The organism is Terriglobia bacterium (assembly GCA_020072815.1).
Taxonomy (GTDB): Bacteria; Acidobacteriota; Terriglobia; order Terriglobales; family Acidobacteriaceae; genus Angelobacter.
Map to the genome: position 1 here is coordinate 604,597 of JAIQGE010000001.1, position 26,070 is coordinate 630,666.

19 protein-coding genes are annotated in these 26,070 nt (G+C 57.3%); 16 read left to right on the forward strand and 3 right to left on the reverse strand.

Annotation, left to right across the window (positions count from 1 at the left end; all coding sequences use genetic code 11):
- Nucleotides 1-156: 156 nt before the first annotated feature.
- From LAO20_02605 to LAO20_02655, 11 genes are all read left to right on the forward strand, one after another.
- Entirely contained in the window at nucleotides 157-711 is a 555-nt protein-coding gene (locus LAO20_02605; GenBank protein MBZ5530299.1) for a sigma-70 family RNA polymerase sigma factor, read from the forward strand.
- Nucleotides 712-766: 55 nt separating this feature from the next.
- Nucleotides 767-4,315, forward strand: a complete 3,549-nt coding sequence (locus tag LAO20_02610) for a CHAT domain-containing protein (protein MBZ5530300.1) — start codon at nucleotides 767-769, stop codon at nucleotides 4,313-4,315.
- Nucleotides 4,316-4,398: 83 nt separating this feature from the next.
- Nucleotides 4,399-5,436, forward strand: a complete 1,038-nt coding sequence (locus LAO20_02615) for a hypothetical protein (protein MBZ5530301.1) — start codon at nucleotides 4,399-4,401, stop codon at nucleotides 5,434-5,436.
- A 261-nt stretch (nucleotides 5,437-5,697) separates the two neighbouring features.
- Complete coding sequence (locus LAO20_02620) at nucleotides 5,698-6,207, forward strand: hypothetical protein (GenBank protein ID MBZ5530302.1); 510 nt, start codon at nucleotides 5,698-5,700, stop codon at nucleotides 6,205-6,207.
- 384 nt (nucleotides 6,208-6,591) lie between these two features.
- Nucleotides 6,592-7,185: a hypothetical protein gene (locus LAO20_02625; GenBank protein MBZ5530303.1), complete on the forward strand. Its 594-nt coding sequence runs from the start codon at nucleotides 6,592-6,594 to the stop codon at nucleotides 7,183-7,185.
- Between the two features lie 17 nt (nucleotides 7,186-7,202).
- Complete coding sequence (locus LAO20_02630; protein MBZ5530304.1) at nucleotides 7,203-7,634, forward strand: GntR family transcriptional regulator; 432 nt, start codon at nucleotides 7,203-7,205, stop codon at nucleotides 7,632-7,634.
- Nucleotides 7,635-7,638: 4 nt separating this feature from the next.
- The gene (locus LAO20_02635) at nucleotides 7,639-8,526 is read left to right on the forward strand and encodes an ABC transporter ATP-binding protein (protein MBZ5530305.1); all 888 of its coding nucleotides are present in this window, start codon (nucleotides 7,639-7,641) and stop codon (nucleotides 8,524-8,526) included.
- The gene (locus tag LAO20_02640; GenBank protein ID MBZ5530306.1) at nucleotides 8,523-9,476 is read left to right on the forward strand and encodes an ABC-2 transporter permease; all 954 of its coding nucleotides are present in this window, start codon (nucleotides 8,523-8,525) and stop codon (nucleotides 9,474-9,476) included. The genes LAO20_02635 and LAO20_02640 overlap by 4 nt, the downstream gene beginning before the upstream one ends.
- Before the next feature lie 113 nt (nucleotides 9,477-9,589).
- A complete protein-coding gene (locus tag LAO20_02645; GenBank protein ID MBZ5530307.1) occupies nucleotides 9,590-9,979 on the forward strand; it encodes a hypothetical protein in 390 nt (129 codons plus the stop codon).
- Nucleotides 9,980-10,176: 197 nt separating this feature from the next.
- A complete protein-coding gene (locus LAO20_02650; protein ID MBZ5530308.1) occupies nucleotides 10,177-10,734 on the forward strand; it encodes a sigma-70 family RNA polymerase sigma factor in 558 nt (185 codons plus the stop codon).
- 31 nt (nucleotides 10,735-10,765) lie between these two features.
- The gene (locus LAO20_02655; GenBank protein ID MBZ5530309.1) at nucleotides 10,766-11,116 is read left to right on the forward strand and encodes a hypothetical protein; all 351 of its coding nucleotides are present in this window, start codon (nucleotides 10,766-10,768) and stop codon (nucleotides 11,114-11,116) included.
- A 135-nt stretch (nucleotides 11,117-11,251) separates the two neighbouring features.
- Here the strand turns inward: LAO20_02655 and LAO20_02660 are convergent, their stop codons facing one another.
- Together LAO20_02660 and LAO20_02665 are read right to left on the reverse strand one after the other, a co-directional pair.
- Nucleotides 11,252-13,339: a B12-binding domain-containing radical SAM protein gene (locus LAO20_02660; GenBank protein MBZ5530310.1), complete on the reverse strand. Its 2,088-nt coding sequence runs from the start codon at nucleotides 13,337-13,339 to the stop codon at nucleotides 11,252-11,254.
- 201 nt (nucleotides 13,340-13,540) lie between these two features.
- On the reverse strand, nucleotides 13,541-13,846 hold the full coding sequence (locus tag LAO20_02665; GenBank protein MBZ5530311.1) for a hypothetical protein: 306 nt from the start codon (nucleotides 13,844-13,846) through the stop codon (nucleotides 13,541-13,543).
- A gap of 660 nt (nucleotides 13,847-14,506) precedes the next feature.
- On the opposite strand from LAO20_02665, the gene LAO20_02670 reads away from it, so the two are divergent.
- The 4 genes from LAO20_02670 to LAO20_02685 all read left to right on the forward strand — a co-directional run bounded on the left by LAO20_02670 (nucleotide 14,507) and on the right by LAO20_02685 (nucleotide 17,602).
- Nucleotides 14,507-15,514: an AraC family transcriptional regulator gene (locus LAO20_02670; protein MBZ5530312.1), complete on the forward strand. Its 1,008-nt coding sequence runs from the start codon at nucleotides 14,507-14,509 to the stop codon at nucleotides 15,512-15,514.
- Between the two features lie 25 nt (nucleotides 15,515-15,539).
- Nucleotides 15,540-16,538 carry an aldo/keto reductase gene (locus LAO20_02675; GenBank protein MBZ5530313.1) on the forward strand — a complete coding sequence of 333 codons (999 nt, stop codon included), beginning with the start codon at nucleotides 15,540-15,542 and terminating at the stop codon, nucleotides 16,536-16,538.
- A 16-nt stretch (nucleotides 16,539-16,554) separates the two neighbouring features.
- Nucleotides 16,555-16,953 (forward strand): cupin domain-containing protein, encoded by a 399-nt coding sequence (locus LAO20_02680; GenBank protein MBZ5530314.1) that lies wholly within the window; start codon nucleotides 16,555-16,557, stop codon nucleotides 16,951-16,953.
- A 121-nt stretch (nucleotides 16,954-17,074) separates the two neighbouring features.
- On the forward strand, nucleotides 17,075-17,602 hold the full coding sequence (locus LAO20_02685) for a hypothetical protein (protein ID MBZ5530315.1): 528 nt from the start codon (nucleotides 17,075-17,077) through the stop codon (nucleotides 17,600-17,602).
- 838 nt (nucleotides 17,603-18,440) lie between these two features.
- Here LAO20_02685 and LAO20_02690 read toward each other — a convergent pair.
- The gene (locus tag LAO20_02690) at nucleotides 18,441-18,950 is read right to left on the reverse strand and encodes a hypothetical protein (protein MBZ5530316.1); all 510 of its coding nucleotides are present in this window, start codon (nucleotides 18,948-18,950) and stop codon (nucleotides 18,441-18,443) included.
- 1,784 nt (nucleotides 18,951-20,734) lie between these two features.
- Here LAO20_02690 and LAO20_02695 point away from each other — a divergent pair.
- Nucleotides 20,735-26,056, forward strand: a complete 5,322-nt coding sequence (locus tag LAO20_02695) for a hypothetical protein (GenBank protein ID MBZ5530317.1) — start codon at nucleotides 20,735-20,737, stop codon at nucleotides 26,054-26,056.
- The last annotated feature ends 14 nt before the right edge of the window (nucleotides 26,057-26,070 follow it).

Consider the following 26,070-nt stretch of genomic DNA (forward strand, 5'->3'; position numbering starts at 1 on the left):
GATGGGACACAAAAAACGGGTCGCTGAGGACCCTGCGGGATTGCGTTACAATCTCACTTCGCAAGCCGCCCCATGGATAACTACCCTGATCTTTCGATTCAGAGGTTGCTGGAACGTTGTCTCCAACCGGAACGAGATGAAGCTGCGTGGAGTGAGTTGATCCTCAGACTGGAACCCACCATCGCCGGGGTGGTCTACAAGAACCTTGCCGGCTGGACCAGGCCAACGCAGGAGTGCGTGGAGGACCTGACCCAAGATACGCTCAAAAAGCTGCTGGATAAAAATGCCAAAGCTCTGCGCGAATTTGAATTCCAAAATGGCGACGGGGACCTTTTTAAGTTTGCCAAGACTGTGGCCTCCAACGTCGCGAAAGACTACTACCGCAGCATCGCCAGGAGAAATGAGGAGCCGCTGGAGGAGTACGTTGACCCGCCTGACCCGCAAAATTTTCAGGTCCGGGCGGAGCGTGACGCTCTGCTCGACCAGATGGACGCTTACCTAAAGACGCGGGTGTCTGAAATTGAGTGCAGCATTTTTGGGCTGTATTTCAAGCAAGGTTTTAGCGCCCGGCAGATTGCGGAGATTCCCGGTATCGGAATGAAAATAAAGCAAGTTGAATACGCTCTGTGGACCGTCACTCGATTATTGCGCGGCAGGTTCAATGGCCCCGATACGGACCCGCCGGCGGAAGATGAGGAAAAAGAGGATTAGGGTTTCCCCAGGTTGGGACGTTAGCTATGTTGAGAAAGAAAAAAAGGCGGGGACTGTGAGCCAGCAATCCAACCACCTAGCGGATATTGAGATCAAGGAGTACTTGCGGTCGCGACCCGGCGATAGACCGGACGCCCGCGATGCTCTGATTGATACCCACCTGTCCGAGTGCGGAACGTGCCTGAGTCGCACATTGCAACTGCAACGCGCTCAGCTCGGTCTTGAACAGACCAGAGTGGCGCGCGCGCGACACAAGGACTGTCCCAGCAACCAAACAATCGCCAACCTGGCCGCCGGACTCGTCCCGGCAGAGCTGGTGGCGGCCACTATTCATCACGCAGCCCACTGCGACTTTTGCGGGCCGTTGCTGCAAAGCTACCTGGAAGAATTTTCTGAAGAGATGCCACAGGAAGCCGCCGCCTTCTTGGCCCAGCGGTCCACGGCCACCGCGGCGTGGCGAGAGAAATTTGTCGCAGAAAATATCCCCGGGCGTGAACCACTCAACATTGCGGACTGGTTGAAAAAGGTAGCGGGGAGCATGGTTCCGAAGCTCCCGGCGCCGCGATGGGCTGCCGGGGCCGTCGCCGCCCTGCTTCTCGTGGTGGCGACGACCGGGGTTACGACCTTGATCGTGTCGGGCGTCAAGCCCTCCCCAACCAAGGCCAAAGCCCTGGCGCTTGCAGCCAACCCAGAACAAAAGACGCTGGAGATGCGAATCCCCGGCGCTCCCTACGCCCCTTACGAGATCAAGATGGGGCCGGGATCTGAGCCGAAGAGAAGCCTGTCGCTGGTGAAGGCCGAAGAGATTCTGTTGACCCAGAAAAGCGCTGGCCGCATGGACGCGCAATGGCTTGAGGTGGAAGGACTCACAACGTTGCTTGAAGGCACGGGAAGCGGCGCCGCCAGAGCCGCCAGCGATTTTGAGCGCGCCCGCGCAGAAGGCCGCGACGATCCCAGCCTGGAAATTGAGCTGGCCATCAGCTACTACGCGTCAGACCACCCGAATCTGCCGAAGACCATTGACCTGCTGGAGGGCGTCCTCAAGCGGCCCAGGCTTCCCGATGAAGACCGCAAGGCCGCGTTGTACGACTTGGCGGTTGCCTACGAAAATATTAATGCCTGGGAGCTGGCGGTAGCACGGTGGAACGAATATCTCAAGGCCGATTCATCGAGCGAGTGGGCCAAGAACGCCAGGACGCGCCTGGAGAGAGCAAAATCAAAAGCACCCAAGCAGCAGAGCCGCAGCCCGGCTGAATTCCCTGACGACGGCCTACTCCAGGCCCAGGTAGAGCAGTATCAAGACGTCGCCATCCGATATTGGCTTCCCATCGCCGTAAACGACCCTCAGAGCAAAGCCGCCCTCTATACCCGTAAGCTTGCCGACCTGCTGGCAGAGCAACACTCCGACCCATGGCTCCGTGATTTTCTTAACGCCATTCATCCTGATCAAGCAGACGCAGTCAAAGCACTGGCTGAGGCTTTTGCAAAGAACAAACAGGGGCTCTACGGGGCGGCTGCAGCCCGGGCCGAACACGCTGCGGGCCTCTTTGCGAAGCATCACAACCTTGCGGGAGAGTTGAGGGCCCGCTATGAAGACATCTACGCCAACCAGCGCGAAGTGGAAGCCCGAGAGTGTGTTGCACGTTCTGGTGTGCTGCAGAAACAGTTAGCCCTTACCGCCTACCGCTCGCTGCAGGGCCAGGTGGCACTGGTGAGGGCAACATGCCTGAACCTAAAGGAAGATTTTGAAGCCTCCAAAAATGAGCTCAATGCCAGCCAGGAGATTGCGGGAAAATTCCGTTTCCCCGTGCTTCGCTTGCGCGTCATGGGAATCAGCGCAGGAATTGAGCGTCTCCAGCACCGTGACGAAGAGTCTTGGCGCAGAGGCGTTGACGGGCTTCGCCTTTACGGGGAAGGAGAATATCCAGCCGACCGCCTGTATCAATTGTGCATCGTGCTGGAGCAGTATGCCGAGAAGAAACATCTGCTCTATGCACAGCAAGCCTTGCTTGAACAAGCCATCGGCATTCAGGAGGCGTATCCCCCCGAAGATGAAGGTGTGATCCTCAAGGGGACGCTTTATGGGAGGCTAAGTGCGGTTTCCGTGAACCTGGGACAAGATGACTTGGCAAGAACAGCCACGCGAAAAGCCAACCTGTTTCTGGGCCGGGCGCCTAATGAGCCGTCGGCAGATAAGTACGTCTTGTTTGTAAAAATCGGTCTCGCGCAAACCCAATTGAAGATGGGCGATCCGCAAGGTGCGGTAGACACACTCGAGCCAGCCGCCGAACGTGTACCGAGGATTACTGACGAATTCCTGGTCATGGCATTCCGCACAGTATCCGGAGACAGTTATCGTCATCTCGCCAGGTATGGCGAGGCAGCAGCGGAGTACGAAGCAGGAATCGTTATTGCGGAAAAAGCTCTCCCTGCATTAAATGATGAAGCGAAACGGCTTAAGTGGGTCGAAGGGGCAGACCCAGTGTATCGCGGGCTTGCCTTGGTTCTCTTGCAGCAAGGCAAAGACGTCGACGCTCTGAAGCTTTGGGAATGGTATGGTAGCCGGACGCAACAGGACAGCCATGCCGCGAAGACCTCGTGGAAGGAGCAGCAAACGCAGATCTTCCCGCTTCAAGTCTCTCTATCAGAAACGCGCCTGATCTACGCGGTCTTTGAAGACCGCTTGCAGATTTGGTCGGTCAGCGCAAACGGCATCAAGGGACACGCGGTAAAGATCAATCCATACGAATTGGAACAGAAGGTAAGTGCTTTTGCCCGCGAATGCGCCACGCCCCCCGGTCCACAATCCAGCCAGGACGACCTCCTCAGGACTGACAAGGCACTGGGCGCTCTTTTCCTGGAGCCTGTCCTGGCCGAAATCTCGCCCGGCCAACCAGTGGTCGTTGAGATGGACGAGAAGTTGTCTAGCCTTCCGCTGGTTGCTCTTGTGCGCTCTGATGGACGCTTTTTTGGACAAGACTATGCTGTAACTGCGTCTCCGGGAATTTACCGCGAGAACGATCTTCGCCGGTCGGTGCCTGTGGCCAACGGTTCCCCTATGCTGGTGGTGCAAGGCTCGAGCAACTTGCCTGGTCAAGATGAACTGGTAGACAAGATTGTGGCGGAGTTTTCCCATGCGACGGTACTGACGCCGAAGCACGCTTCCCGCTCAGAGATGGATCTCAAGTTGCCGGCCAGTGAGATCCTCCTGGTAATAAGCCACGGCATTCACGACGCCTCCGGCACGGTCCTGGTGTTGGGAGATGAGCGAATCCGGGCTGAAGATATTCGTCCAACACTCCTCAAGCGATTGAAATTAGCGGTGCTGGAAGCTTGCTCCAGCGGAGCAAGCAACGAGAATGGTCCGTCTGACCCCGCAAATCTGGTGCGCGCATTTCAGGCTGCGGGCGTCCCGAATGTCATTTCCACCCGCTGGGATGTGGACTCCCAGAGCACATCAGAATTTATGGCCGTCTTCTTTCAACATTTGGGCAAAGGCGAAACCGCCGCACAAGCCATGTTTCATGCAAGGAACAACGTCCTCCGCGCTCACAGTCATCCTTACTTTTGGGCCGGCCTGGATCTGGCCGGACGAGCAAACTAGACCCAAGCCTCCTATAATTGGGCGCGCCCTGGCTAGGGAAAAGTTGCGGGGCTCCGTTTAGTGCTTTAAGGAGAAGAAAGCCCATGGACAGACGTGATTTGCTCAGAGGTCTGCTTGCAATGCCCATTGCCAGCACGTTGGGCGCCGGCCAGCATAAAGCCAAAGGCAGCAGCTACCCGCCCCGTCCCGCAGCGTCAGGAAAGCTAAGTGTCGTAGTTGACGGGGCATTTGCGATCGTGGTGCAGAAGGACCGTGGTTCGCGCATCCGGATATTCACGCCGAGAGAGGAGAACGATAAGCATCAGTTTTATTTCTTTGATGACCCCAAACGGCGCGACCACAAGGGCCCTCTCAGACCCCAGCCGACGAACCGGGTATACAACTTTGAACTGTCGTCTGAAGGGCTGAGAACCCAAACCGAACCGGAGATTGACACAGGACTGGCCTCGTTCAATGTTCGCACTGACGAGTGGTGCCAGAAAGACTATTTCGTGACCATAGATCTTCCCGTTCCCAAGAGGATCACGTTCACTCCACCGCCAGCGCCGGTGAAATTCAGGCACCATGATCGCCATGGCTGCATGCCGGTCAATCATGTTCTTGAATACGACGTGACTGACCAGTCCAAGGTGAGGATGATGTTGGGTGAAGATCTGATTGGACCAACGCCTTGCGCCGAGCTGATAAGGCGGTATCAGGATGAATGCAGGAAGCACGGCGAAGAACGGCCGGGATCTTCCCGCACCGGCGAGGACCACAAACGTGGTGAATGTTCGGACGTGCCCAAAGAGTATGCGTCCACCTGTCCGGAGTCCGGATGGACGTTCTTTTTCGGGGTTGGCCTGCTGGCAAGCCCCCACGATGAAGAAGAACGGAAGGAGCACGCGATCAGGTTTTTCAATAAGCAGATTCTCAAGTCCTTTCCGGGCTTGCAAGAGAGACTTGAGATAGAAAAGCTTGGGCGAAGAGGTGAGCCATGCAAGAATGAAACCTATAGCTCACAGGCAACTCTGGCACCCGCGATCCTGAGACCAGGGTTGCTGGGAGAACCCAGGCTTCTTGAAGCCTCACACATCATCGACTGTCAGCTCACTGGACCTGTGGTGAACTTCCCAAGTTAGCGAAAACACTTGCCGTAATCCAGTCCGGGCTTCCCATACTCACTTTCGGGGAAGCCCGGCTTTTTGTTGTTTGCTTTGCGTCTTACGGTGTCGTCACGAATCCGCAACGAAAGCGCAACCCGTGGGAGCGTACTGCCCTGCGGAAACGTGGAACTCTCGGCCTTCAGTCCTCGTATGTGTCTCCATGATGGAGTGCGCCCTATGCTCGGGTGGAATGGTCTCCTCCCGGTTCCGCTCCGTTGTCGCTCAGGAGGCCCTGAAATGACGGAACGGATTGCAGAAGCAGCACCACGTCTCAAGACCAGAATTTCCAGCCAGCTTCTTCCTCAGCGCGTTGACAATGCTTATCGCGGTCACAAGCTCGCGCTCTGGCTCTTTGCCCTGCTCATGTTAATGAAGATCGCTATGAGCCTTAACTCCATCTTCAACGGTTACTCGGTGGCGACTTCCGCCGACGGAATCCCCCTTGACACGTTTCCCTCCGCCGCCGCACAGACGGTGGTTGCCATGTTCGCGATCTGGGGACTCGCCCAGTTCATGTTTTGTCTGCTATGTATCTTGGTTTTGGTTCGATATCGCAGCATGGTTCCCTTCATGTTTGCGTTGCTTCTACTAGAACACCTGAGCAGAAAATTGGTTCTCCAGTTCATACCTATTGTCAGGACCGGAACGCCACCCGGCTTTTACGTGAACCTTGGACTCCTGGCAATGATGATCGTCGGCTTGGCGTTATCGCTGTGGAGCCGAAACGATCTTCAGGCACAGGAGTGACCGCACAGCGCCGTTTGTCCCCCTCAGCACTCAGCCCTTCTTGCTTGGTCACGAACATCCCGGTCTGGATTAACCAGAGTTTTTGGAGTGTCTGGCGAACACGGGCTTGGTCCGAATAACCGACTCGGCGAAGCTAGGATGCCTCGGGTCCAAGAGCGGCGATTGCCAATTTACTCCATTGTTTGTATGGGGATAGATGATAATCAAAAAGCAATTGACATTTCATTAGTGTTGTAGTTAACTATAACAGTGTGCTTCGCCTTGGGAATGCTACGCACTGATTCCGAAAATCCCAACTGAAATACCTCAGCGATTAGCCCGACCCGAGCCGCACAAGAAGAAATGAATTCGTAAGGAGAATCAAACATGAAATCTCTTCGTTGTATGCTACCTGTTGTTCTGCTGTCGTTCTCAACCATCGCCTTCGCGCAGTCCGACGCGCACAAGTCTGCCGCACCGCCGGACGCGCAAAAGACTGCCGCACCGTCCGACGCGCAAACGTCTTTCGACAAACTCAAAGCTCTCGCTGGTACCTGGCACGCCACAATCACCACTGACCCGCCGATGAAAGAGATGGGAAATGGCGCGATTGGGGACGTCACGCTGCGCGTGACCTCCCGCGGCAACGCTCTGGTGCATGAGATGGGCGAGGCCGGAAAAGACGATCCCACGAAGTACGATCATCCGGTTACCATGTTCTATCTGGACGGTGATCGGCTGCTCTTGACGCATTATTGTGATGCCGGAAACCGGCCTCGTATGGCCGCCAGGGTGTCGCCGGACGGGAAGACCGTGGAATTTGATTTTCTCGACGTCGCCGGAAACACCAAGTATGGCCACATGCAGCACGCAGTGTTCACCTTTATCGACGCGAACCATCACACCGAGGACTGGACGTTTGAGTTGAAGGGCGACAAGCTGATGCACGCGCACCTGGACTTGCAGCGCGCAAATCAGCAAACAGCCGCCGCCCGTTAGAGGCAACCTGAAACCTGATGGACCATGAGTGGAATGACAATCAGCCGATTTACCGCCAGCTTCGCGACCGTGTCGTCGCGATGATACTCGACGGCGTTCTCAAGGAAGGCGATCCGTTGCCCTCCGTGCGCACAGTCGCCGCCGATTATCGCGTCAATCCGCTCACGGTCCTGAAAGGCTACCAGCAACTGGTGGACGAAGGGCTGGTCGAAACCAGGCGAGGCCGCGGCATGTTCATCAATGCCGGCGCGCGCAGATTGTTGCTGCAGGGCGAACGAGAGAAGTTTCTTGGCGAAGAATGGCCCAGGGTCCAGGCGACCATTCAGCGGCTCGGACTGAAGGCGGAAGAGCTCCTCAAGGATGCCGGCGCCGCCGCAAACCGCGGGCCGTCCGCGGACACAGCACCGCCGAAAACCGCCGAGTCGAATCCCCCCAAGGAGGAACGCTGAAGCCATGGCATGCATAGAAGCCCGCGGCCTCCGCAAGGCCTTCGGCACAACCATCGCATTGGACGGCATCAACTTGCGTGTTGAAGAAGGCCGCATCCTGGGACTCATCGGTCCCAACGGCGCCGGCAAGACCACTGCGCTCAACGCGATTCTGGGCCTCACCTCATACCAGGGAGAATTGAACGTGCTGGGACGCAATCCCTGGACGGAGCGCGACCAGCTCATGCGGGATGTCTGCTTCATCGCCGATGTGGCCGTGTTGCCGCGCTGGATGCGGGTGTGGCAGGCGCTGGACTATGTCGCCGGCGTGCATCCGCGATTCGATCGTGCCAAAGCGGAAGGCTTTCTTGCCAGGACCACCATCAAGCGCGGCAGCAAGATCAGGGAATTGTCGAAGGGCATGGTGACCCAGCTGCATCTCGCCCTGATCATGGCCATTGACGCGAAATTGCTGGTGCTGGACGAGCCGACGCTGGGCCTGGACATCCTGTATCGGAAGCAGTTCTACGATTCCCTGCTGACTGACTACTTCGATCGCAACCGCACCATCGTCGTAGCCACACATCAGGTGGACGAGATCCAGCATGTCCTCACCGATGTCATGTTTATCGACCGCGGCCGCATCGTATTCGATTGCAACATGGAAGAACTGGAGGCGCGCTATCTGGAAGTGATGGTGCATCCAGCGCAGATCGCGGCGGCGCGGGCGCTCAAGCCAATGCACGAGCGCGAGGTCTTTGGTCGCAGCATTCTGCTGTTTGATCTGGCGTCCGATCATGTTGATCGCCAGCAACTCGCCGCGCTGGGCGACGTGCGCACACCCAGCATCGCCGACTTGTTCGTTGCCGTCATGGGCAATCAGGCCATTCAGGCACAAGGAGGGGCCAGATGAATACTCAATCCGACGCCGTACCCGAGTCCTCGCTCGAATCGCAGACCGTCGCGCCCACGGTCATCTCGCCGGCCCGCCTTATGTACTGGTCGATCCGGCGCGAGTTATGGGAGAACCGTTCGATCTATATTGCGCCACTGGCAGCGGCTGCCGTCGTTCTGGTCGCCTTCCTGTTCGGCATTATTGCTCTGCCGGGACACCGCATGAGTAGGGTGTTCGCGCTCGACCCGGCGAAGCAGCGGGCCGCGATCGTGTTGCCATACGACATTGCGGCGGGTCTGATCATGGCCACCGCCTTTTTTGTCGGGTTGTACTACTGTCTTGACGCGCTGTACAGCGAGCGCCGCGATCGCAGCATCCTGTTCTGGAAGTCACTGCCGGTTTCCGATCTCACCACGGTGCTTTCCAAGGCAAGCATTCCGTTCGTTCTCATGTTGTTCTCCTTCGTGCTCACCTTCGTCACGCAGTTCATCATGCTGCTGCTGAGCAGTGCTGTTGTCCTGGCGGACGGTTTGAACATGGCGACACTATGGACACATGTGTCGTTGCTCCAGAGTTCGCTGATGCTGCTCTATCACCTTGTGACCGTGCATGCGCTCTGGTACGCGCCCATCTACGCCTGGCTGCTGTTGGTCTCAGCCTGGGCGAGGCGCGCGCCATTCCTATGGGCCGTCTTGCCGCCGCTTGCGATCTCCGCCATCGAGAAGATTGCTTTCAACACCTCGCATTTCGGCGCCTGGCTGGCTTACCGCCTTGGGGGCCCCGAGGCTTTCAACATCTCATCGGCGCCTGGCCTCTCGGCACAGGCGGGTGGCGTGTCGATGACTGGCATGACATCACTCGATCCGGAAAAGTTCTTCAGCACGCCGGGCCTGTGGATCGGACTCATCGTCGCAGTCGCATTCCTCTTCGCAGCCGCCCGGTTGCGCCGCTATCGTGGGCCGATTTGATTGGCGTGCAGTCTTGCTCCATCGATCGCTAAGGAGAAACGAGTATGAGCACAGCCGTGACAGAACGAATCGCAGAAGCGTCGCCGCGCACACAGATCTAAAGAGAACATCTAATGAAGCCCAACGTTATGCTGACCATCACGTCTCTGCTCTCGATCCTCTTGATGATGTTTCACTGGGCGGACGACATCATCCGCGGGATGTCGCCGGGAGGGGTCTCAGGCCTCGGCGGGGTGCTCATCCTGGTCGTCTGGCTGTACGGAACGCTGGTGCTCGCCGAACGGCGATCGGGGTACATCATCATGTTCCTCGGGTCGATTGGTGGATTGGGGGTCCTGGTCATCCACATGAGAGGGGTGGGACTCGTCGGCGGCAGGATCGCCAACTCCAGCGGGGCCTACTTCTTCGTCTGGACGCTCATCGCGCTCGGCGTGACCGCGCTCTTCTCCGTCATCCTCTCGGTGCGCGGGCTGTGGAGCCTGCAACGGGGCCAGCCCCGTTAGTCCAACAACCTGAACATTGGAAAGGCCCGTCGCACGGTACAACCGTTGGCCTTCCCCGCCTCGTGACCGGACTCGGGGCAGCCGAGTATCCCCCTCGCATCCACGCTGTCGTCCTCAGCAACTTCGCTCACCCTACAATATCCGTACCCCTCATTCGTCTACAGCCGTAGGTGAAGGACGTGGCGAGCCTGGAGCAAATGGCACTCAAACAGGACCAGCGGATCTCCGAAGTGGTCAAGCGGGAGCAGTCGCGGCTGCGCAATTTCATTCGCCGGCGCGTGCCTGACCCGCGCGACGCCGAGGACATTCTGCAGGACGTCTTCTACCGGCTGGTGGAAGCCAACCGCCTGCTGATGCCGATTGAGCACGTCACCGGCTGGCTGTTTCGCGTGGCGCGCAACCGCATCACGGACCTCTTCCGCAAGAAGAAGCCAGAGGCCTTCAGCGACGCGGCCATCGCGGACGAAGACGGCGAGCTGCTGCAGATCGAAGACCTGCTGCCATCGCCCGATGCTGGGCCGGATGCGCTCTACGTCCGCAACGTGCTTCTGGATGAGCTGGAACTTGCGCTCGACGAGCTGCCCGGCGAGCAGCGTGAAGTATTCGTGGCGCACGAGCTGGAAGGACGCAGCTTCAAAGAGCTGGCCGCCGAGACCGGCGTGAGCGTGAATACGCTGCTCTCGCACAAACGCTACGCCGTGCTGCATCTGCGCGAGCGGTTGCAGGACATTTACGACGAATTCATGAAGAGGTGAGGAACTGACTATGAGCAACAGACGAAAAAGGCTGTTTTGGATAGCTCCCCTGGCGATTCTGGGGTTGGCGCTCTTTATCTTTGTCGGCGGCGAGCTGGTGATGCACCTGTGGAATTGGCTGCTGCCGTCGCTCTTCGGATGGCGACTGATCACCTTCTGGCAAGGGCTTGGAATTCTGGTGCTGTCCCGCATCCTCTTCGGCGGACATGGATGGCACGGTCCCGCTCGCTCTGATGCCCGGCGTCGCATCAAAGAACGCATGGCCGAGCGCTGGGAGAAGATGACGCCTGAGGAGCGCGAAAAATACCGGCAAAGCTGGCGCGGACGTTGCGGCTTTGGCCCAGAGCCCTCCAGCGGCGAGAGCAAAGGACAAGGACAATGAAGTGACAGGCCGGCCAGAGCAAAGGACTTCTTTTCAACCTGAAATTATCTGACGAATTTTCTGACCTGTTGATTTATCTTCGGCAGAACCAGCGTGTAGCGGGGACAGGGCGAGAGGATTTAGGATCGACCTTGGTTACGCCAAGGCTATGAGGCGCTGCTGGCGCAGTATCTCAATCCCCGCTAAACATGCCTTCTCCGGGGGAACACCCGGGATTTCGATGTTACGTAGCAGGAATTCTCCCGTAATCTCCTGTACCGTCAAGCCTTCTTCGCAAAGGCCCAGCAATTCGGCGGAGAGCGGAGTGAGCTGACGAACTTCAGCCGGCCCCGCCGGAGTCCTGCGAATGGCGAGCTTCACTGGTTTCTCGGCAATGTCATGCAACGGGCCCCTCTGCCGGAGCCGCCGGACAATCTCCTGATAGTCAGCCGGGATCGTGATGACATTGACTCCCCGACGCAGCTGCAGACGGCTGTCGGGAGAAAGCAGGCCTTCCATATCGTCGGAACTGCTATCGGAGACTTGCCCAGGATTGTCGCCAACGGCGTCCGATTCATGATCGCGGCCAAGCAATGCTGTTTCGTATTCCACCAGCGCGGTCATGGCCAAAGGCGCCTTGCTGGCAGCAGGGATGTAATGCAGCCGCACAAACCTGAAAAAGTCCGCCGGAAAGCTTGTTTGCGCGTAATAGGCGGTGCGATCACCGTTGGAAAAGTGCAGTCCGTTCCTGGTCCGCCATTCCTGCCATTGCTGAAACACGTGCACCACGTTGCCGCTGTCCTGATGCAGCCCCAGGAGAAGCTTTCGAAACGCCCTCATGCCGCACAGGAGAAAGTCGCGCAACTCCTTGAGAAATTCGCGCTCGAGGTATGGCATGGGAACGGCGTAAAAGCTGGAAAATATTTCCGGATGCGCGGTAATCATCGCATGGTCCTGCGGCTCCTGCTGCCATCCGCGATAAGACATGTCGGCAACATCGTCATTCAGGACCAGCGAATCCTTGTACTGCGTCTGGATGGGCGTACCGGCAAGCGGGGCCAGGATGCTGAGTTGAGGGTCCGCGTGGTCATAGCGCAGTGAATCCACAAAGAACGCTGCTGTATCGCGCAGGTCGTCCATGGTTTCGTCGGGGAAGCCGGCCATCAATGAGACTGCGGTATTGATCTTGAACTTGTCGCAGGAACGCACGCGCTCCGTCGAATCGTTCAATTCCAGGCCCTTGTCAATGATCTTCTGCATTCGCCGCGAGCCGGTCTCAATGCCAAAGAAGATGCCGCGGCAGCCGGCTTTCGCCATGAGCGCGATCAGTTCTTCGTCAACACAATCCGTGCGCGCGCTGGAGCCCCAGGTGAACTCTTCCCCGCTCTGCAGCAGGGCTTCACAAAATTCCACGACGCGTTTGCGGTCCACCGTAAACATGTCGTGCACCAGCTCAAAAGAGCTGATGCCGTACGTCTGCTTGACCCGGCGCATGTCGGCTAGCATTTGCGCCGGACTCTTCAGCCGGAAACGGCGGCGAAAAAAATCGTTGGTCGAACAGAAGGTGCAGGAAAAAGGACAGCCGCGTCCCAGCTCCAGCGGAAAGTGACGGCAGAAGCGAACGTCAGGAAAGAGATGAAAAGCGGGAAATGGCAGGGCGTCCAGGTCCGCGACCAGGGGCGCTTCCGGGTTGCGGACGATTCCTCCATCACCATTCCCGCGAAAGGTGATGCCTGGGATTTCCGCGAGAGAACGGCCCGCGGTGAGCGCATCCACAAGCTCAGGAAGGGTCTGCTCCGCTTCTCCGCGCACTACCAGGTCAATCCATGGAAAAGCGCGCAGGGTGGAGATATCCACCACGGAAGCCTGGGGACCGCCTAGTACGACCGCTGACTCGGGATGCGCTCGCTTGACCTCCGCAGCGATGCGAAGCGTCAGAGGGTAGCTGCTGCAAACCGTACTGAAGCCAAAAAAATCAACGCCGGCAAAGTCGCGGCCGGCAAAGTACGCTCCGGCAAAGCTGCAAAAACTAGCTTTATCTCGATTCGAATCCTGCAGCCAGCTGTAATAGACGCGATTGAGATCCACAACTTGCGGTTGCAAGCCTTTGGCTTCCAGCACGGCGGCCAGGCTCAGTATGCCGACGGGAGCAAGCTCGCCCATGATGCGAGCTGCTTCTGTTTCGCCCACGGCACGGCTATCGAACTGGTTGGCCGTGGGCGCACTGATGAGACAAACTTTCATGGTTGTCACTTAGTTTGAACGCGGCTGAACGATAGTGGGTCATTTATCGATCAGACTGAACCCACTATCGAGCGTGAGCGTCCGGCGATTCGCTTGCGAATCGCTGGCCCAGCCCAAGACTTTGGTCTTGGGTGAGCGCAGCGAATAGACGAACGTTGACACACCACCGGCTACGTATCTGCCGGCCGTGATGCATCGCGATTAGGCGGGAGGCTGATCGGTAGGGACGTCGCATCCCATGTTGGCGACCAACGTATTCTCAAATGCACTCCTGAGCGCTATAACCTGAACCTGGGTCAACCCCAGTTCAGGAACTGTGCGTACAGCCTCCTGCAGCTGATTGGCTACGTGTCTTGCGAGAACTCTGGCCCATTCTCTTTCCGAAACGACAGCGTTTTGGGGCATCGCCGCGACGCCACCGAGTATGGACGCCCCGCCTAGTGCAAGCGCGCCACGCATCAAATTTCGACGATCAACACCTTTCGCTTCATCTTTGGCTTTTGACATTTAAGTCGCTCCTGAGCAGATATTTTCGCAACGGAACCTGATCCCTCATTACCGGTTGTCAAGCCGGAATGAAGGATACTGACGTGTATATCTCTCCAATCTTTCATGGGTATCACGGGTTGGTCTGCGGCTGAATGATGTTGATTCACCTCTGGCCAGCTATTCCCGGCCCTCGGTGCACCGCGACCACTCAAGGGGTAGTGACTGCGCAGCCCATGTTGGTGACCAACGTATTTTCAAATGCCCTCTGTAGCACAGCAACCTGGTCGGAGTTCAATTGGATGTCAGGAACTTGGCTTACAGCCTGCGGTATCTGGTTGGCTACGAATCTTGCCAGGGCTCTGGCCCACTCTTGCTCTACGGTGATGACAGCTTGAGGCATGGTGGTTCCTCCAGATTCATTGAAGAACTCTAACAAAAACAGGACGAGAGTATATACCCGAACGCACGCTTCAAGTGTGATTTCCAGAAAAATTGCGCGTAAGTCTTAAGAGAACAAGCCCTTAAGAGGATCGGCCGTGCTTGGCAGACAGACTCTCGAATTTTCGCACAAAGCCCAAATCTGCCAGCCTTCGGCTACAAAAATTGGCGTATTTTGCATGAACAATGGCGTGTTTTGCATATCGGAAGACGCTGCGTGCATCTAGACTGAGTAAAACGATGAATAAGCACTTTCGCTTTTCCGGCAGCACTTTTCTCAAGATGGAAGAACTGGGAGTCCGCGCCTCTCAAGTCCTGCGCAGGGCCGGGCTTTCCCAGGGATTTATCGACCAGCCGCGCGTGCTGCTCAACACTGAGGAACTCTTTGCCCTGTGGCGTGCCGTGGGCGAAGTCAGCGCCAACCCGGCGATTGGTCTCCTGCTCGGCACAGAAACCAAGACCGAACGGTTCCACCCCGTCGGCCTCGCGGCTCTTTCCACAGAGAACTTCCGCTCAGCCATAGAACAAATGGCGCGCTACAAGCAGCTCACCTGCCCGGAAGAGATCCTGCAGGAAAAGGACGACGAAGAGTGGGGCATCCAGTTCCGCTGGCTTCTGGCTGACGAAGTCGAGCCTCCGGTGCTGATCGAATGCTGCTTCGCCTGGGTGCTCTCGATCGCTCGCCACGGCACGGGCACGCGTCTCTCGCCTCTCCGCGTTGAGTTCGTGCAACCTCGCTCGCACGTGAAGACCATTGAGCGTTACTTCGGCTGCCCCGTGGTCTGCGGAGCCTCGCGCAACGCGATCGTGTTTCTCGCCGCTGACGCTCAGCGCCCGTTCGTCACCCGCAATGCCGAGCTTCTGGGAATGCTTGCGCCGCAGTTTGAGGAGGAACTGAAGCAGGAGAACGGCGACGAGAACTTTGTCGAGCGTGTGCGCGTAGCGATACAGCAACAACTCACTGGCCGGCGTCCCACCATCGAGGACATCGCCGACGCGCTCCATATCAGTTCCCGTACTCTGCAGCGGCGTTTGCAAGACGCAGGATCCAGCTTCCAGCGCGTTTTAGAAGAAGCTCGCCACCAGCTTGCTCGCCACTATCTCAATAATTCCGTCCTCGAACTGAATGAAGCTGCCTACCTTCTCGGATACGAGGACTCCAGCTCCTTCGTTCGCGCTTTCCGCACTTGGGAAGGAGTTCCACCCGCCCGCTGGCGTGAAAAGCAGCGCGCAAGAGCAGCGTCTTAACCGTTTTATCCAGCAAGGAGAAATCATGCAAAAACGCAAACTTGGAAAAAGCAATCTGGAAGTGTCGGCCATTGGACTCGGCTGCATGGGAATGAGCTTTTCGTATGGCCCGCCCAAAGACAAGCAGGAGATGACGAAACTGCTCCATGCCGCCGTGGAGCGTGGCATCACATTCTTTGATACGGCTGAGGTTTACGGCCCGTTCCTGAACGAAGAGCTGGTGGGCGAAGCCCTGGCTCCGTTCCGCGGCAAAGTGGTGATCGCCACCAAGTTCGGGTTCGATCTGAGCGGCAGCGATAATCGGCCGGGAGCGGCAGGTCTGAATAGTCGGCCAGAGCACATCAAGCAGGCCGTCGAAGGATCGCTCAAGCGGTTGAAGGTTGAGGTTATCGATCTGCTGTATCAGCATCGCGTTGACCCGAACGTGCCCATAGAGGATGTCGCCGGCGCGGTGAAGGACCTCATCCAGCAAGGCAAGGTCAAGCATTTCGGACTTTCCGAGGCAGGCGTGAAGACAATTCGCCGCGCGCACGCGGTGCAGCCGGTGACTGCTCTCCAGAGTGAGTATTCACTGTGGACACGGACCCCCGAAAAGGAAGTAATCCCGACGATCGAGGAACTCGGGATTGGTTTCGTCCCGTATAGCCCTCTCGGCAAGGGCTTCCTGACGGGAGCAATGAACGATAGCACGAAATTCGACAGCACCGACTTTCGCAACACTCTCCCTCGCTTTACGCCGGAGGCCCTAAAGGCAAACCAGGCGTTGATTGATCTGCTTGGCCGGATCGCACAACGGAAGAAAGCGACTCCTGCTCAGATCGCGCTTGCTTGGCTGCTCGCGCAAAAGCCGTGGATTGTTCCCATCCCGGGCACGACCAAACTGGACCGCCTGGAAGAGAACATTGGAGCAGCGGCAGTCGAATTGACGGCAGACGACCTGCGCGACATCGATAGCGCCGCCTCACAGATCACGGTGCATGGCACCCGGTACCCGGAACGGCTGGAGAAAATGACCGGCCTATAGAGGAGGAAGACAGAAAATGGAAATCAAGAGAATTGGCTCGCAACCTTCTGCGAAAGGCCCCTCAGACTGGTTCACCGGCACAGTGCGGATTGACCCGCTCTTTCGGGCGCCCGACCCGGCGCTGGTTCAAGGCGCCAGCGTAACCTTTGAGCCGGGCGCACGGACTGCATGGCACACGCATCCGCTCGGGCAGACCCTCATCGTCACGGCCGGCTGCGGCTGGGTCCAGCGCGAAGGCGGACCTGTTGAGGAGATCCGGCCCGGTGATGTGGTCTGGTTCTCGCCGGGCGAAAAGCACTGGCATGGGGCTGCTCCGACCACAGCCATGTCGCACATCGCGATACAGGAAAAGAAGGACGGGAAGGTTGTGGACTGGATGGAAAAGGTCAGCAACGAACAATACCTTGCCCGCTGAAGCCACGGGCGCTTGATCGAAAAGGACTGTTCCTCCAGCCGTTGAAGTGTGCGAAAAGACTCGATCTTCTTAGCATGCACCGCCCGTCGTTCTCGCGATATACACTTTCTCAGGAGCTGACATGACAGCGCTATCAGGCTGGGAGAACTTCTACGTAATCGTCGGGTCGTCTGCCGGCGCGTTGATCGGACTGCAGTTCGTCGTCATAACCCTCATCGCCACCATGCCCATTGGACAAGGTGCGGCCCAAGCTGGGCGCGCGTTTGCGACGCCGACCATCGTTCACTTCGGGGCCGTACTGCTGTTGGCAGCGGTCCTATGCGCGCCATGGCACGGGACCGCTCCCGCTGCAGTTCTATGGGGCCTGATGGGTCTCACTGGCGTAGTGTATGCCGCCATTGTGGCCCATCGTATGCGGCAACAACCTGCATACAAACCTGAGTTTGAGGACTGGTTGTTTCATGTTCTGCTACCGTTTGCGGCGTACGCAAGTTTGGCGATATCGGCATTCGCCGCCCGCTCATACGTGCGCGAAGCGCTGTTTGCCGTGGCTACAGCAGCCTTGCTGCTGCTCTTTATCGGGATTCATAATGCCTGGGACGCCGTAACGTACCACGTCTTTGTGCAGAGAGGGCAACAGCAGAAGTGAGCGCGGTTCGTGCGTATTTCTTGTAAAGATTGGCCGGGGAGAGGGATTGAACTTGGACGTTCTTCGCCAACTCGGCGTCCAAACCGAAGGGTTCGGCGATCCCATGGAATATGAGAAAAGTGTGGCGCCCTGGAACCAGCGGGTAGCGCTCAAAACGCCACGACGATGAAAACGGAATTGCTGCGATTCAACTGCGCTGTCGAGCACGATCCCGCCATCGATGCGTGGATGAAAGAGCGTGCAGGTGCATTGGGAGCCATCGCGCATCAGTGGTTTGAAGTGATGCGAAAATGCGGGGACGAAGTCCGGGAGCTTTTGCATGACGGCTGTCCGGTTGCATGTTTGGGAGATGCGCCCTTCGGCTACGTCAATGTATTCACTTCGCACGTTAACGTGGGGTTCTTTCACGGCGCAGCGCTGCCGGATCCGGCACGATTGTTGCAAGGCACCGGCAAGTTCATGCGCCATGTGAAGCTGGGATGGAACAGGTACAAACGCGGCGGCGCTAAAAAGGCTCATCAATGCGGCGTACTCGGACATCAAGGGGCGCGTCGAAAACGGCTAGCTCAGAGAAACGCCTTGGGAGAGTTGACGCGGAGGCGAACCGCTGGATTAGTAACGATATGTCGCATAAGGATTGATGATCCGTGGGCGGATAATGGCCCATTCGTAAGTGATTTGTCCACGCCAGAAAAACGTAATCGCTTGTTCCCCTGGCGCAAATCCAGAGGGTCGATTGAGGAAACGCTGCATTTCGCGATACTCCACCGCGGTGGTGCGGTTGACCGGTTCCGTGTTGATTGGATCCTCATGCCGCTTGGACGCCCGCTGCCCCTTTTTATCGGAGGACTTTTTCTAAGAAAATCGGGGCTGCAATCTCAAGGGGGAAAAGAATCCCGAGAACTAGCGTGCTCCACCACAGTACCGAATTACGGTACGGGGAAGACACGGAGCACACACGATCTCTGGCATAGATGGCCCGATCAAAGTTCCGAGCGATATGTTTCCCCGTCTCCTTCTGAAGATTCCGGGAATATAGACTGACCGCCATTCCAAACGCAGAAATAGGCATCACGAAAGGCAGAGTAAGATATGGGAAATGCGGCGTCTTGTCGGCTAGCTGTGCCCCCGTGAACGGCAGAAAGAGGATAGCACCTTGCATGCCCAAGAGCCACTTTCCCTGATCCCAAAGTGTCGCTTGAAGTGCTTTTCCGCGGTCTTCGAAATACTTCCACAGCTCGATCCTATTGTTGCCGTTAATTGCGAGCAACTTTTCCATGTAGTCCGCCAGCATGCATTTGCACGGCGTCCCCTGGGTTGCTTGCTGGAGATCGTTTGCAGGTGACATGTTCACTCCTGTTAGCGGCTCACCGCAGCCCCAAAGTTGCCGCCTCGGAGCACCTGTCGGGCCGTCTTTTCGCCAGTACAGTTGCTCCGTAGCTACATAGCAGAGCTGGCCGCAAACCATTCTTGAGGTGTGGTCGAGCGTTGGACTCGAAAGTTGCCGGGTCAGCAACTAGGGTTCACACCGCACGCCTTTGTCCCCGATAAGAAGTGATCCGCCTAACCGTTTCGTTTCACCTTTTTTTGATCGAGCGGTTGAGATCGTGATCGGCGATAGATAATCGAATGGAAAATACGCTTGGAAGGCGTTGCGTTCAGCTTATCAATTTCTTTTTTCACGGTCTCTAATGTTTGTAATGTTTGTGCTGCGAAATGACTTCTGCCAAAGTCACTCAAAACGGATCTTTTTGAGGAAAGGGGTGTTGTGCACTCAATACAACTGTCACAGTATGAGCAAGGAGGCCGTGAAGCCACCGCCGCCCGGTGACCATGAACGAGCACACCGTCACAAAATCGTCTACACCGCTGTAGACGGAAAACCAGAATTCACGCGTAAGTTCTTGAAAGAAATTGGTCGGGGAGAGAGGATTTGAACCTCCGACCCCCTGGTCCCGAACCAGATTCCAGACCGTATTGAAACCTGCTGGAATTTGTTGTTTCTAAGTGATTGATATTGAACCTGTTGCAGGCCATTCGTGGAATGCTGTTGCGATTTGTTGAAGTTGAAGGCTCTTGCTGTCACAAATTTGCCTACAGTTCCGCTCGCCTTCCGACGCTTTCAATATTAGGTGCCCGAGGCTTCTGTCGTGGTCCACGTTCCAAAATCGTTGCAGAACGCCCCGAGCATACAGATTCCGCAGCGTTTGGATCCTCGCGAATCGCTGTTCCGTAAACAGAAGAGGACTGTTGAAAAAGTCACCGGGAATAGCAGGACTACAATCTCACAGCGTGCGAATTCTCTGATGCTGACAGCTACTTGTGAGAGACCCTGACCTATAGCTCGATTCGGTACATGTCTTTCGCGACCCACTTCTTAACATGTGGGCTTGTCCTAAGTTGATGGCAAGGACACTTGTTTTTCCGCTGTTGAGTCTGCTATGGTGTCGCCAATTTGTTGAAGTCGGTTCTTAGTTGAACTGGCACCCCCTTGCCAGCCGTCCACGGCCGGTACTGGACGTCGTAGTTGATGTGTTATAGGCCCATCTGTCGTCAACCCATGTGTTTCCGAATCTTGCGGAGGCGTGTGTGAAAAAGCTCGTATTGGCAGTCTTGATGAGTCTAGTGGCAGAAATTTGCCTAGCCCAGAACCCGCCGAACCTCGAAAATGGCTTCAAGCACTATGGCTCCTACGAGGGGAGCGAGATTGACACAGTCAACGCCCTGAATGGCAATGTGATGTTACACGCCCCAATCCTGCCTAACTACGGTCAGCGTGGTGGCTTGCCCATGCAGGAGTTCTTACAACAAACCTCGAAAACCTGGCAAGTAGCGTGTCAGCCCGACCAGTCAGGCGGAACGCAATGTTACTGGCAGAATCAATCGTCAGGCGTTATCGTTCAGCAATCTCTGGCCCTTTCCCTTCAACGCACCGTTGACAAGAACGGGAGCGCGACAGGACAGACAACCATGAGCGCTTTTGGGTACTCAATCCTAAGCCCAGATGGGTCGACTCACCAGCTTCTTGGCGTTGCTGGCACGCAAGACGCGAGTGGTGAGGCCACAAGATTCTATTCGTTGGACACTACCGGCTACCAACTGACAATGAGCGTTGCCGACGCAAGCGGTGTGATGAGCACCGCGACGGTGACTGACCGTCACGGCAATCAGTATGTTGCTGTGTTTCCCACTACTTCGGGCTGCGGTCCCATGGCGACCAACCATCTTCCCTCCGGCGGCGGTGGAGTCAATCCGTTGATCGATGATGCGCCCATGGGTGACCAGTATTGCCCACAGGTCGCATTTGCCCAGCAAGTCACTGACAGCAATGGAAATCGAATCGCGATACCAGTCCCCGGCGTGCCGGGTGCAGGCACGGACACCGTAAACCGAGTGTTCCCTCTCAGCAATCTAACACTAGCTTCTGACTTTGTGGGGTGTGTGAGCGTTGGAGGCCATGCGTTTACCACGGCCTGGACCGCGACATATCCAGCACCCGACGGCACATCGCGGTCAATGAAGTGGTGCTATGCCAATATTACGATCCAGACCTCTTTTAATACGGGCGCCCTTGAGGCCCAAAATGCGCCCGGAGTGACTCCGCCGGTACAGTCCTCAGAGTTAGTCACCGTTATCCAAGCCGACGGCAGCCGCATAACGTTCGACTATGACAGCTACGGCAACCTGACTTACGTTGGACTCCCAGGCGGAGGCTCAATCACATACGCCTGGGGGATGATTAATTTTCCGTCGTGTACTCAATTTGATGGCGGGATAAGCCGCGCCATTTTGAGCAGGACGGTGACCGACAATAACGGCCACTCGTCGGTATGGCAGTATCAGTGGGGAACGGTCGCCAACGGAATCATCAGCAACACCGTCACCGATCCTCTCAACAACGATACAGTACACGTCTTTACCGCGCTGGATGGAACGGGCCTCGGCGGCTGTGGCTTCCATGAAACTCAAACCCAGCACTATCAAGGCACGGGAGGTTCCCGCCAACTGCTCCAGCAAGTGGACACGCAATACTCAAGCGTAGTGTTTTCCGTCGAGACTGGATGGGGCCAAGCATTGGGGAACGTGTTTGCCACCGACGTTACAACCACCATATATCCGAGTGGTAAGGTGAAGAAAGTTCATCGTGATCCTGACGCCGGCCTGGGCGCTGGCCAACCCATTTTCGGCAACGTGGTTACAGAGAAGGAATACGATTGGGGGCAAGGCTCGCCCGGGCCGCTGTTGCGCGAGGTTGACACCACCTATCAATGGCAGGTTGATGGCCGTTACCTGACTGCCGGCTTGCTGGATCTGCCGGCATCGGTCACCGTCAAAGACGGCAGCGGGTGCGTTCTGTCGAAGACCAGCTACGGATACGACGAAACTTACAATAGCATCACGCTGCAGCCTTCCAATATTTCCACGCAACTGTTCTCCGCGCCCTATGCAGTACGGGGGAACCAAACCTCTGCCAGCAAGTGGTTGTGGTCCCTCACCAGCGGATCATGCGCCTCAGTGCCGGCGCAGCCCTCTGTGGTCAGCCACACCATTTGGTATGACACAGGAGAGCCTTATCAGAAGATTGATGCCTTGGGCCATACGACAACGCTCAGCTACCATTCCGCGTATGCGGGCGCCTACGTCACGCAAACCTGCTCTCCCACCACTGGCGGCTCGGTAATTCATTGTGTCAGCGGGACGTACAACTTCAACACCGGAATGTTGACGAGCCTGACGAATGAGAACGCGACGACCCAGGCCAGCGGCAACACGCCCGGCGACTCTGCGCACACCAGCAATTATTCCTATGACTATATGTTTCGCATTACGTCGGCGCAGGCGCCGCCCGATCCGGCGAACGGCAGCCTAAGTGCCACCACGAGTTTCAGTTTCTCCACTCCCAATACTTTTCCGCTGACTGTAACCCGGAGTACTTCGATCACCACCGCACTGACTGACTCCGCGACCGCCACCTTTGACGGCCTGAACCGTCCGTACAAAATGCAGCACGTTACCCCCGGCGGTACAGCGATCGTGGATACAGCTTATGACCTGGCGGCCCACGTCGGTTCAGTCTCGAATCCGTATTTCACGACAGCAGACCCGACGTACGGAATCACGGCGTCGCAGTTTGACGCGCTGGACCGGGTCACGCAGACCACCAAGCAAGACGGAAGTATCAGCCTGGTCAGTTACGACATAACGCCGCCAGGCGCTCCTGGGGTCTGCACCCAGGCTTCCGACGAAGCCGGCAAGCAGCGGCTCACCTGTGCTGACGCCGTGGGACGGCTGGTGGAAGTCCACGAGCCCAATCCGAATGCCGCCGCCAGCAACGCCACCGGCTCAGTCAGCATTAGCGGGAGCGAGCAGACAGGCAACTCGCAACAGGCCACCTCCGGCCACACAACGGTGACCATCAGCGGAGATGAGCAGTCGGCTTGCCTGCTGGACCCTTGTCCGCCGCATGCGTTTATCTATGACGCGGGTACGGTGAGCATCACGGTGAACGGTGCACAGAAACAAGTCTCTTACTCAAGAACCGTCAACACGCCATCGCTAGTGGCCGCAGCCTTGAGAGACGCTTTCCATAATGACGCCAGTGCGCCGGCGGATGCCTCCTGCTCAGACCAGTCGTGTTCAACTCCGGTGATCACCCTCACGGCGCGGGCCACGGGAGCATCCACGAACTACGCGTTCAGCACCGCCTCCGCCACCGGCGATACGACAGGGAACTTCTTCGACGCTTCCTTCGCTGCCTCACCGGCTTCGGGCGCGCTGACCGGCGGACAAAATGGCTCAACCGCGCCGGACACCGGCACCGTCACCATCACCGTGAATGGGACGGCTTATACGACAACCTATGGGAATGGCGATACAACCGCTTTGATCGCCACCCGGCTGGCTGGGCTGGTGAGCGCCGGTTCCTGGGCCAACGCCGTGGCGTCGGGCGGCACCGTGAACCTGACCAGCAAGAGCGCGGGCCCGGCATCGAATTACCCGCTCTCGACTGGCTATACATGGAACAGCAGCCAATTCACGCAACCATCATTTACTACCACTGCGTCCGGCGCGGGATTGACCGGAGGCTACAACGCCAGCGATATCAACAACAATCCGTACGTCACCCAATACCAGTATGACGGCTTGGGCAATCTGCTGCGCGTGGACCAGAAAGGCTCGGCCCCCGGGGACAGCACCCAGTGGCGCACCCGGCTGTTTACTTACGATTCGCTCAGCCGGCTGCTGACGGCGCAGAACCCGGAATCGGGGACGATCAGCTACACGTATGATGCGGACGGCGAACTGCTGATGAAGACTTCGCCCGCGCCGAACCATACGGACGGGACTACGCAGACCGTCAGCTACTGTTATGACGAGCTGCATCGCTCCACCAAGCGCGACTACCAGTCGCACACGTATGCGCCTCCGGCTTGTCCCATCACCGCGCCGGTGGTCAGCTACGTCTATGACTCGGGCGACAACGCCAAAGGCCATTTGACGTCGCTCACCGACCAGGCGGGTTCGGCCAGCTACAGCTATGACATTCTGGGGCGCCTGACGGGCGAGACGCGCGTGATCGGAAGCATTTCCAAGTCGATCAGCTACGCGTACCATCTTGGCGGCTCAGTGAAGACGCTGACCTACCCCAACGGGCATGTGGTGACCTACACGCCTGATTTCGCGGGACAGGTTGTCTCCGCGGTGGATTCGGGCAGCGGCATCAACTACGCGACAGCCGGGACCTACAATGCGCCCGGCTCCCTGACTAGTCTGATCAACGGCAACACCGGTTCGTTTGCCGGAATCACGAACACGTTCAGCTACAACAAGCGGCTACAGCCGGTGAACATGTCGTCTGCTTCGCCCAGCCAGACGGTGTTTTCCATCGGGTATGACTTCCACGCCGGCAATGGAACGGCGGGCAGCGGCACGGACAACGGCAACGTCTTAGCCATCACCAACAACAAAGACACCACACGCAGCCAGACTTTCACGTATGACCTGCTGAACCGGTTGATCTCAGCCCAGAACACCGGGACTGATTGCACCGTAAACGTGCTGGGAGGCCAGAAGAAGTTCTGGGGCAACAGTTACGTCTATGACGCCTGGGGCAACCTGCTGCAGAAAAATGTGACCAAGTGCTCGGCGGAAAACCTGAGCATTATGGTGCTGGCCAACAACCGGATCGGCACCTCTGGCTATGGCTACGATGCTGCCGGCAACATGAACAGCGACGCCACAGATGGCGTTACGGCTGTCTACGACGCCGAGAATCGCATTGCCACCGCCACCAAGAGCGGCGTCACCACCACCTATACCTACGACGCCGACGGCAACCGGGTGAAGAAAATTACCGGCAGCACCGGCACGCTGTACTGGTACATGACGCCGGGAATCGTGGCCGAGTCGGACCAGGCAGGGACGCTGAAGAGCGAGTACGTGTTCTTTGACGGTGAGCGCGTGGCCCGCCGCGATCTGCTCGCCCCCACGGGAGTGTTCTACTACTTCGCGGACCACCTGAAGACCGCGTCAGTGGTTACCGATGCGGCGGGTGTGATCAAGGCCGAATCGGACTACTACCCCTGGGGTGGCGAGCTGCAGTTCGTCGCCAACGACTCCAACCATTACAAATTCACCGGCAAAGAACGGGATTCGGAATCTGGGCTCGATTATTTCGGGGCGCGGTATTACTCGAACGGGCTGGGACGGTTTGTCAGCGCGGACTGGTCGCCGACTCCGATTCCGGTACCGTATGCGCACTTTGAAGATCCGCAATCGTTGAATCTCTACGGCTATGTTGGCGGTGTGCCAACTTCGGTAAATGACCCTGATGGTCACGGCTGGTGGGACGAGGTGAAGGGTGCAGCAGTCGGCACCGCCAATTTCGTTGGAAACACGGCGAAAGGTGTCGCAATCGCTGCCATTCCCTTTTATGGCCCGTATAAAGCGGCCCAAGTCATTACAGATACGGTCACAGTTGCAGCTCAGGACTATTACAACAAAGGCGCATCAGGGGTGATGAATGCGGTTTTAGACCAAGGCCCTCAAGGAGCCATGGAAATTGTCACGGAGGCGGTGTTGACTGGCGGGGCGACTGCGTACGCTCTAAAGGCTCCAATTGAGAGCGCCGCGGGAACCGCCAAAGCACCGCTTGGGATGGCTCCTAAAGAGGGTGAGGCCGGAGGGCCTGGTGCTGGCAAGCGCATCAACGATACAACGAAGGGGCAAGCCTTACAGGAGAATAAGGCAGCCAACGGAGGAAACGCTAAGTGTGTGTTTTGTAAGGAAAAAGTGGGTCCGGGTACAGACAACAAGATAAACTTTGACCATGCAAAAGCAAAAGCGGGCAATCCCCCTGGTAACAACTCGCTTAATAATACAAACGTGACCTGCGAGTATTGTAATAAGAGTAAGGGTACTGGAGACGCGCCAAAAAATCCGAAGAATCCTTAACAGAACTGAGGTTG